At 46.0% G+C, this 8,359-nt stretch carries 8 protein-coding genes; all 8 read right to left on the reverse strand.

What is annotated here, in order from left to right; genetic code table 11:
* Positions 1–136: 136 nt before the first annotated feature.
* Positions 137–568 carry a division/cell wall cluster transcriptional repressor MraZ gene (gene mraZ, locus INF29_RS13315; RefSeq protein ID WP_022254008.1) on the reverse strand — a complete coding sequence of 144 codons (432 nt, stop codon included), beginning with the start codon at positions 566–568 and terminating at the stop codon, positions 137–139.
* Positions 569–929: 361 nt separating this feature from the next.
* Positions 930–2,117, reverse strand: coding sequence for a pyridoxal phosphate-dependent aminotransferase (locus INF29_RS13320; RefSeq protein WP_193487164.1), 1,188 nt, complete (start codon positions 2,115–2,117; stop codon positions 930–932).
* 62 nt (positions 2,118–2,179) lie between these two features.
* The gene (gene aroQ / locus INF29_RS13325) at positions 2,180–2,617 is read right to left on the reverse strand and encodes a type II 3-dehydroquinate dehydratase (RefSeq protein WP_087989297.1); all 438 of its coding nucleotides are present in this window, start codon (positions 2,615–2,617) and stop codon (positions 2,180–2,182) included.
* 12 nt (positions 2,618–2,629) lie between these two features.
* Positions 2,630–3,772 (reverse strand): bifunctional chorismate mutase/prephenate dehydratase, encoded by a 1,143-nt coding sequence (locus INF29_RS13330; protein WP_087989298.1) that lies wholly within the window; start codon positions 3,770–3,772, stop codon positions 2,630–2,632.
* A gap of 16 nt (positions 3,773–3,788) precedes the next feature.
* Positions 3,789–4,880: a chorismate synthase gene (gene aroC / locus INF29_RS13335; protein WP_193487166.1), complete on the reverse strand. Its 1,092-nt coding sequence runs from the start codon at positions 4,878–4,880 to the stop codon at positions 3,789–3,791.
* Positions 4,870–6,135 (reverse strand): 3-phosphoshikimate 1-carboxyvinyltransferase, encoded by a 1,266-nt coding sequence (aroA, locus tag INF29_RS13340; RefSeq protein WP_193487168.1) that lies wholly within the window; start codon positions 6,133–6,135, stop codon positions 4,870–4,872. The genes aroC and aroA overlap by 11 nt, the downstream gene beginning before the upstream one ends.
* 12 nt (positions 6,136–6,147) lie before the next feature.
* A complete protein-coding gene (aroB, locus tag INF29_RS13345; RefSeq protein ID WP_193487170.1) occupies positions 6,148–7,206 on the reverse strand; it encodes a 3-dehydroquinate synthase in 1,059 nt (352 codons plus the stop codon).
* A 12-nt stretch (positions 7,207–7,218) separates the two neighbouring features.
* Entirely contained in the window at positions 7,219–8,067 is an 849-nt protein-coding gene (locus tag INF29_RS13350; RefSeq protein ID WP_191344941.1) for a prephenate dehydrogenase, read from the reverse strand.
* Positions 8,068–8,359 lie beyond the last annotated feature (292 nt).

The following is an 8,359-nucleotide window of genomic DNA, read 5'->3' on the forward strand; positions in this document are numbered from 1 at the left end:
ACCCTGCTCATTTTTCAAAAATACGATTTGCAGGGCTTAGGTGGGTGTTTTTGTCTTTTTGAAACATAGCTGAAAGTATATCTTTCAATATTGTTTTTATCTTGACATATCACCGCTGGACTTTTTTTCTGCCGCATCAAATGCCCAGATTTTCCATTTCAAAAGCCAGATCATTGCTGATGAAATTTTCTTCTTCGTTATATTCTTTCCAATTTTCCTTGTTCCAGATTTCAATTCGGTTGTTGACACCAATGGAAACGATGTCTTTTTTCAGTCCAGCATATTCCCGCAGATTGGAAGGCAGGATGATACGTCCCTGATTATCCAGATCGCATTCCACAGCTCCCGCGAAGAAAAAGCGGACAAACTTTCTGGCACCGGTGCTGGTCAAAGGAAGCTGTTTGAGTTTTTCCTCAAAGATCTTCCATTCTTCCTGGGGATAAGCAAACAGGCAATTATCCAAACCTTTGGTGACCACAAAATGTTCGCCCAGTCCGTCACGGAACTTGGCAGGTACAATCAATCTTCCTTTTGCATCAATGGAATGCTGGTATTCCCCCATGAACATCTTGTCTCACCACCTTTCACCTTTCACTATGCCGATTCGCAATTTTTACTCCCTTTTCAGCCACTTTTCGCCACTACTAACCACATTGTAATATAACCGTAACAAAAAAACAAGTCCTACGACCTGTTTTTTTCTTCTTTTTTTCTTCAGAAAATGCCGATTTTTCAAGGTTTTTTCAGACCTGTCCCACCCAACTTTTACCACATTTTTCCTTCCGCCACCCTTTTCCCACCTCTCCACCCACCACCAGCCTCCACTGGCGGCAAAAAACCCATCGAAAACGAAAACAGAAACGCCCCTGCCTTCCTTTTGCACAAAAAAAGATACTGTCCGAAAACAGTATCTTTCACAAAAATCATTTTTATTTTTTATAGGATTCTGCCAATGCCTTGAATGACGGCAGGGAATTTTCAATGGTTTCCCGTGCCACGCAATAGGAAATACGCACATATCCTTTGCAGCCAAAAGCGCTCCCTGGGGTCACCAGCAAACGGTATTCTTTCGCCTTTTCACAGAAAGCTTTGTCATCATCCTCTAAAGCCTTCACAAACAGGTAAAAAGCGCCCTGGGGTTTGGCACAGGAATAGCCGTATTCCTGCAAAGCGTTGTACAGCAGTTCTCTGTTGGCATTATAAAATGCCACATCTGTGGTTTCCTCACAGCATTTTGCCACCACCATCTGCTGCAAAGCCGGTGCGTTGACAAAGCCCAAAACACGGTTTGCAATGGCTGCACCCATGGAAACTTCCGCAAAATCCGACACAGTGGAGGGAATGACTAGATATCCGATACGATCCCCCGGCAATGACAAGGATTTGGAGAAAGAGTATGCCACGATAGTATTTTCATAGAAATTTGGGATATAAGGCACTTCTACGCCATCATAAGCCAGTTCCCTGTAAGGTTCATCGGCAATGATATAAATATCGGTGCCATATTCCGCGGATTTCTGTCGCAAAACCGCCGCAATCTTCTCAATGGTTCCCGCGTCATAAATAACCCCAGTGGGATTATTGGGAGAGTTGATGATAATTGCCTTTGTTTTCGCTGTGATACATGCAGACAACGCATCTACATCCGGCAGGAAATCCGGTGGATTGGGTGGAACCGGGTGGAGTACACCGCCCACATTCATCACATAATTGTCGTATTCCCCAAAATAAGGGGCAAAAGTCAGCACTTCATCTCCAGCATCCAAAAGGACTTTCAAAATCACATTCAAGCCACCAGCTGCCCCAACGGTCATAACCAGATTGCTTTCGTCATAATTTGTGCCGAAACGGCGGTTCAAACTTTCCGCAATGGCTTTTCTTGCCGCAGGGATACCGCTGCTGTCTGTGTAACTATGTACCTTCAGGGAATCCATATTCTGCAAAATTTCAATGGCAGTTGCATTGACAGATGCAGGCGCTTTTACATTGGGATTGCCAATGCCAAAGTCGTATACATTTTCCGCCCCATAAATGGCTGCCAGCCGTTTGCCTTCTGTAAACATGGCGCTCATAGCCGCACTCTGTTCTACCATCTGTTTCATTTTCTGAGAAATCATAACATCTCTCCCTTCTGGAAATTTCCGATGCTTCCACATCTATCTTTTGTAATATGTTATCGTTATTTCTGATATTTTTCTTTTAAATATGCCAGTGCTTCGATATAGCCCTGAAATCCTTTGCCCGTAATGGTTTTTTCACAAGCCATGCCTGCATAAGAAATCTGGCGAAAATCTTCTCTGCTTCCCACATCAGACAGATGCACTTCAACTGCCGGCAGATTCACCGCTTTCAAAGCGTCTAAAATTGCCACACTGGTATGAGTGTACGCCGCCGGATTGATGACAATGGCGTCTGTTTCGTTGAAATAGGCTGTCTGGATATGGTCTACCAGTGCACCTTCGTGGTTAGACTGGAAAATATCCACCTCAATGCCTTCTTTTTGACAATAATCATGAATCAAGTTCTTCAAATCCATATAAGTTTCTGTACCATAAATATGTTTTTCACGGATTCCGAGCATATTCAGATTGGGACCATTGATAACCAATACTTTCATTGCAATGCCTCCTTAAACAATTTCGGAATAGCAGCCAAGGAATGTGAACTGTTCCGCAGAAAAATCCATATCCTTCAGGAGGGTAATCACATCTTTGGAATAGACAGAGGCTTCCAAATCGAAATAGAAACGGAATTCGAAGTCTTTTCCGGGGATGGGTCTGCTTTCCAGCTTGGACAGATTGATGCCTTTTGCCGCGATTTTACCCAGCATCCGATACAGAGAACCGGGATGATGGGAAACAGACAGCATCAGGCTGATTTTATTGGAACCTGCATAGATTTCCATATCTTTTGCGATACAGATGAACCGTGTGTAGTTGTTCTGGTTATTCTGGATATCGTTTTTCATCACCTGCAAGCCATAGAGTTTTGCACATTCAGGAGAGGAAATGGCTGCAATATCATCCCGATCGCATTCTGCCACATATTTTGCCGCTGTAGCTGTATTTTCAAATACAGTCACTTTCACATGAGGCAGGGATTTCAAAAATTCACTGCACTGGCTCAAAGCCTGTTCGTGGGAAATGATTTCTTTGACGTTGGAGAAATCTGCGCCGTGTTTTCCCAACAGCGCATGATTGATGTGGAGTTTCAGACTTCTGACGATATGGAATTTATGACGCATCATCAAATCATAAACTTCTGTCACAGAGCCTGCGGAGCTGTTTTCGATAGGCAGCACCCCATAACGGCACAGACCGCTTTCCACCGCATTGAAAACATGTTCAAAGCTTTTGAAGAACATGGTATTGGGCATGGTGAACAGTCTGCTGCAGGCACGAGCTGCATTGGAGCCTTCTGTACCCTGACATGCCACCACTGCTTTTTTGGGGAATTCCATGAGGGGTGTTTCGATACTTGCCATGATTTCTTTTGACAAAGGTGTATCCTGCATCAAAATCCCTGCCTGATAGCTTTTGCTTACATCAAACATGGTGTGATAAAGAGTATTGGCATAAAGCTCGAATTCTTCCCCTGCCTTTTCCATGATTTTCTGCAATACAGCATTTTCTCTGCGCATATCCAGTACGGGCAGATTTTTTTCCGCTTTTGCGCCTGCGATTTCAGAAGCCACTTTCATTCGTTCCACGAATAACTCCACAATTTTATCGTCAATATCGTTAATCTGATTTCTCAATTCGTCCAAATACATACATTTACCCTCCTGATTATTTCTTTTGCTGTAATTCATATAAATCCAAAATTGCCACTGCCATTGCCGCCTCTACGCAAGGCACCGCTCTGGGCACGATACAAGGATCATGACGCCCAATGACACGAACTGTCTCGTTCTGTCCAGACTCCATCCCAATGGTATTCTGTTCTCTGGAAATAGACGGTGTAGGCTTGAATGCCGCCCGAAGAATCAGAGGCATCCCACTGGAAATGCCGCCCAAAGAACCGCCGTGGTGGTTGGTGGTTGTTTTTACATTGCCATTTTCATCAAAGTAAAATGGGTCGTTATTTTCGGAACCAAACAGCTCTGCCACACCAAAACCATCGCCAAATTCCACACCTTTCACTGCGGGAATGGCATATAAAATGGAAGCCAGCTTGCTTTCCAGTCCATCAAACATCGGCTCGCCCAAGCCAACAGGAAGCCCTACCACTGCCGCTTCCACCACACCGCCGACGGAATCCTGATTCAGTCGTGCATCCTCAATGATTTCCTGCATCCGCAGACCAGCTTCATCGGAAAAGACTGGAAATGTCTTTGCTGTCACTGCCGCCAGTTCTTCCGCTGTGATTTTCACCGGATTCATAGGTGTATCCACAATGCCGTGAATGGAATGGATATGAGCACCAAAGTGAATGCCCCTTCTTTCCAGAATCTGCATACATACCGCCCCTGCAAAGCAAAGGGGTGCTGTTAATCTGCCGGAAAAATGCCCGCCGCCTCGATAATCCTGAAAACCGCCGTATTTTACAGCCGCCGTATAGTCCGCATGACCGGGGCGGGGTGTTTTCACCAAATTGCTGTAATCTTTGGAATGGGCGTTTGTATTATGTATCATGGCACATAATGGCGCGCCGCAAGTTTTTCCTTCAAATAAACCGGACACCACTTCCGGGACATCTCCCTCTTTTCTTGTGGTGGAATATTTATGCTGACCGGGTGCCCGCCGTTTCATAAACGCCTGCACCTTTTCCAGATCAATTTCTTCTCCTGCTGGTAGTCCGTCAATGACTACCCCAATGGCTTCGGAATGGGACTGTCCAAAAATAGAAATCTTGATTCGTTCTCCAAAATTAGAGGACATCTGCGCCACCTCCTAAACGAATAAATTCTGCGAAAAATGCCGGATAAGACTTTGCCACAGCTTCCGCACCTTCAATGACAGCTTCTCTGCCCAGCAAAGCCGCCCCCACTGCCGCCGACATAACGATACGATGATCGCCGTAAGCATCTATACGAATTTCTCCTTGCTGTTCTGTCAATTTCCCGCCATGGATAACTAAGCCATCCTGTTTTTCCTCCACTGGAACACCCAGCCCCTTCAAACAGTCTGCCATAGCCGCCAAGCGGTCACTTTCCTTAATCCGCAGTCTGCCGGCATTTCGGATTTCTGTTTTTCCTTCTGCCGCCGCTGCCGCCATACACAATATGGGTACCAGATCTGGAATCTGTGCCGCATCAATGACGCAGCCTTTCAGTTTTCCATGAGAAACTGTTACTCGATCTCCTTCCACTTCCACATGTGCTCCAAACTGTTTCAATATATCTAAAATGGCTTTATCTCCTTGGGGAGAGTCCATTTGTAGTCCACAACATGTCACCGGCTGACCCATGGCACCGGCTGTGAGCCAAAAGGCACCATTAGACCAGTCGCCGTCTGCCTGCATCACACCGGGGGAATGGTACTTCTGTCCGCCGGGAATAGAAAATCCCCTTTTCCCTTCCTCCACCTCAATACCGAAGCGTTTGAGAGTATGCAGTGTCATATCAATATATCCACGGGATTCCACTTCTGTGGTCAATACGATTTCACTATCTTCTTCTAATAAAGGCAATGCAAAAAGCAATCCCGTGATAAACTGAGAACTTACATTGCCCGGCAGAGAAAAGGTACCGCCTTTGAGCTGTCCAGACATTTCTAAGGGCAGCTGGTCACTGCTGACTGAGCAGCCATGTTCTCTCAGCAATTCTGTCAGGATACCGATGGGACGCTGGGGCAATCTGCCCTTTCCCTCCACCAGTACATTTCTGCCCAATGCCGCCGCCACTGGCAGCAAAAAACGCAAGGTAGAACCGCTTTCTCTGCAATCCATCACAGCCAGTTCTTCTTTCTGTTCCACCGGGAACACTTTGATTTTATCTCCCTGCCGGAGAAAATCTGCTCCTAATGCCTGCAAACACTGAAGGGTGGCTTCCAAATCCTCGGAGCTGCCGTTAAGCACCATTTCTGTTGGCTGATCTGCCAGCGCCGCACCAATGAACAATCGATGAGCATCGGACTTGGAGGAAATCATCTGCACCGTTCCCCTCAGAGCTCCTCTGGATATTTTGATGTTCATAGCCTCCCTCCTTTACGATTCCATAGCCATTTTTGCTAATGCTTCCACTTCTTCCACTGGTATTTTTACGATTTCACAATCGCCGATTTTCTTGGGAAATACAAAACTGATGGTTCCGCCCCGGCGTTTTTTATCCCGCAGGGTTCCTTCTGCCACTTCTGTCGGAGAAAATTCGGTTTCTTTGGGCAGATGATTCTGTTCCAATGCCTTTGCAATGGCCGCCGCTGTACCTTTCTCTGCAATACCCTTGGCTTCTGCCGCTTTTGCAATGAGATGCATCCCAATGGCAACGGCATGACCATGTGTCATTTGAAAATGGCTTTTCTGCTCAATGGCATGTCCAAAGGTATGTCCCAGATTCAAAAGCTGGCGTTTGCCTGTGTCAAATTCGTCCTCTTCCACTACATCCCGTTTCATGGAAACGCAGGTTTCAATAATTTCTTCCAAATCCTGCCGGAAATCTCCCCCGGCAATTTTTTCAAATAATGGAGCGTCACCAAGTACGCCATATTTCAATGCTTCCGCAATGCCATCCGCAAAAACAACTTCCGGCAATGTCTGCAATACATCCGTATCACAGAGTACCAGTTTCGGCTGATAAAAAGCACCTGCTAGATTTTTTCCTGCTTCCAAATCCACTGCCGTTTTTCCGCCTACAGAGGAATCAATAGCTGCCAGAAATGTGGTGGGAATCTGTACAAAAGGGATGCCCCGCAGATATACTGCCGCACCAAAGCCTGCCAAATCCCCTGTCACACCACCGCCCAAAGCCACAATCATATCTGTTCTGGTCATTTCCTCTTTTGCCAGAAATTCCAGCAAATGGCTCAGGGTATGAATGTTCTTGGATGCTTCTCCTGCAGGAAACACAAATGTGCAGACAGAAAATCCAGCTTCTGTCAAAGACTTGCGGACGGTTTCTTCATATAAATGTACCACGGTACTGTCTGTCACAATGGCAGCTTTACAGGGAGAAATGACTTTTTTCACTGCTTCTCCCGCTTTCTGAAGGAGTCCGCTGCCAATGAGCACCTCATACGTTGCGGAAGTTTTCACTGTTACACTTCTCATACACACACCTTCTTAATCAAATTCTTTTACAACGTCAACGGCAAGGCGTTTTTCCTTCCCGTCTTTCAGCATGGCTTTCAGAGTATCTCCGTCACCGCTGCGGATGACTTTGCTGTAAGCCTGCAGCCGTTCCACCAGACCGTCAATTTCATCTGCCAGATAATCTTTGTTCACCAAAAACAGTTCTGTCCACATGGTTTCATTCAGTTTTGCCACACGAGTCATATCGTGGAAGCTGCCTGCGGAAAATCCCTTGAAATTGGGAGATAATTCGCTTTTGATATATGCGCTGGAAACCACATGTGCCAGCTGGGATGTGTAAGCAATCATCTGGTCATGTTCCGCGTCTGTTGCCACCTGCATCCGTGCAAAGCCGATGCTTTTGAAAAACTGGCTCAGTCGATCCACATCGGCAATATCTGTTCCCCGAAAAGGTGTCAGAATCATGGTCGCTCCTTCGAAAATCTTCTCACTGGAAAAGTTAAAGCCGGAACGCTCAATGCCTGCCATGGGATGAGCACCAATGAAAATGAAACCATTTTCTGCGGCGATGTCCTGCACATTCTGGCAAACCAGTCGTTTCACCCCTGCGCAGTCCACAACCATGGCGCCTTTTTTGAAATCCTTTGCATGTTGGCGCACATAATCTACGGTCGCCTGTGGATAAAGGGCAATGAGCACCAGATCGCAATCTTTGGGATTGCCGTCAACCATGAATTCATCTGCCGCTTCCAGCAGCTTTGCGCTGAGTCGTACCGTTTCTGATGCGTCCCAGCCGATCACTGTATGTTCTGTTTTTTTGTGGATGGCTTTCGCCATGGAGCCGCCAATAAGCCCCATTCCTACAACGCCGACTTTCATATGTGTCACCTCTCGTATAGTATCTTTAGATACCATTATTCTTATATAAAATTTAATAGTTACTTTTGTTCAATAGGTTTCATTAAACCCATGATATAATTGTCCCAGTGTCAATCAGGCAAAAGTTCTAGTCACCCCTGTTGAACTCCCAGAGAGTTACTTCATCAAAAGTCTGTTCCCCTGACATGGAAGTTAGCTTCAAACCGCTGGCTGTTTGCTTAAGTGATTGGACAACCATCTTGCAGTGTGGTTTCGCATCTGTCCATCTTAAGCTGGATTCTTATATGCGAGG

The sequence above is a fragment of the Anaerotignum lactatifermentans genome (genome assembly GCF_014982935.1).
In the GTDB taxonomy this organism is placed as follows: domain Bacteria; phylum Bacillota; class Clostridia; order Lachnospirales; family Anaerotignaceae; genus Anaerotignum; species Anaerotignum lactatifermentans.